The sequence below is a fragment of the Delftia sp. DT-2 genome, assembly GCF_028401915.1.
In the GTDB taxonomy this organism is placed as follows: Bacteria; Pseudomonadota; Gammaproteobacteria; order Burkholderiales; family Burkholderiaceae_C; genus Comamonas; species Comamonas tsuruhatensis.
Map to the genome: position 1 here is coordinate 1 of NZ_JAQOTI010000061.1, position 1,189 is coordinate 1,189.

Below are 1,189 nucleotides of genomic sequence, written 5' to 3' on the forward strand. Positions count from 1 at the left end.
ACGCCATTGGGCGATGAACTGCATTTCCGTGAATTGCGCGGCCAGGAAAACATCAGCCAGCTCTTCAGCCTCGATGTGGAAATGCTCAGCGAAAGCGAAAGCATCGATCCCAAGGCCCTATTGGGCAAAAACGCCACCATAGAAATAGAAACCCAGGGCGGCGGCAGGCGCTTCATCGACGGCATCGTCACCCGCTTCGGCATGCAGGGCCAGGACCACCGCCACTACGCCTACAAGGCGCGGCTGAGCCCCTGGCTGTGGCTGGCCACGCGCAAGAGCGACTTTCGCATCTTCCAGAACCTCAACGTGCCCGACATCATCGAGCAGGTATTGGGCGTCTATGGCCATCCAATGCAAAGGAAACTCACGCGCGCCTATCGCAGTTGGGACTACTGCGTGCAATACAACGAAAGCGATTGCGACTTCGTCTCGCGATTGATGGAGCACGAAGGCATCTACTACCACTTCGCGCATGCCATGGGAGAACACACCCTGGTGCTGTGCGACGACATCATTGCCTCGCACGGCGCATTGCCCGGTGGTGAATCCATTCCCTTCTATCCCCCGGAAAAAGCCGCCGCAGGCGATCAGGAAAACATCCACGCCTGGCAGCTGGAGCAGGAAATCAAGCCGGGCCGCCATTACATCGACGACTACGACTTCAAAAAGCCCCGGGCCGAACTGTCCCACATGCGCCGCGATCCACCGGGCCATGCGCACGACGGCCATGAAACCTACGAATGGCCGGGCGGCTACACGGAGTACGGCGACGGAGATGCCTACATCCGCGTGCGCCTGAAGCAAGGCCTCACGGGCCACAGCCGGGTGCGGGGCCGGTCCTGCCACCGGGCGCTGGCCACGGGCTACACCTTCAGCCTCTACAATTACCCGCGCGGGGACCAGAACCGGCAGTACCTGATCACGGGCCTGAGCTACCACCTCAAGGAGAACCCCCGCGTCAGCGCTGTGGCCCCAGGCGCCAAGGGCAGCGCCGCGGAAGACGGCTCCTTCCAGCGCTACGAATTGCAGGCCCAGCCCACAAGTCTTGCCTACACACCCGCGCGCACCACGCCCAAGCCGCGCACCACCGGCCCGCAGACCGCCGTCGTCGTGGGTCCGGCCGGAGAAGAAATCTGGACCGACGAATACGGCCGCATCAAGGTGCAGTTCCACTGGGACCGGCTGGGCA

1 protein-coding gene is annotated in these 1,189 nt (G+C 62.7%); it reads left to right on the forward strand.

The window, feature by feature from the left end:
* Positions 1-1,189, forward strand: a 1,189-nt coding sequence (locus tag PO605_RS30815; protein WP_272207349.1) for a type VI secretion system Vgr family protein, incomplete at both ends; no start/stop codon positions are given.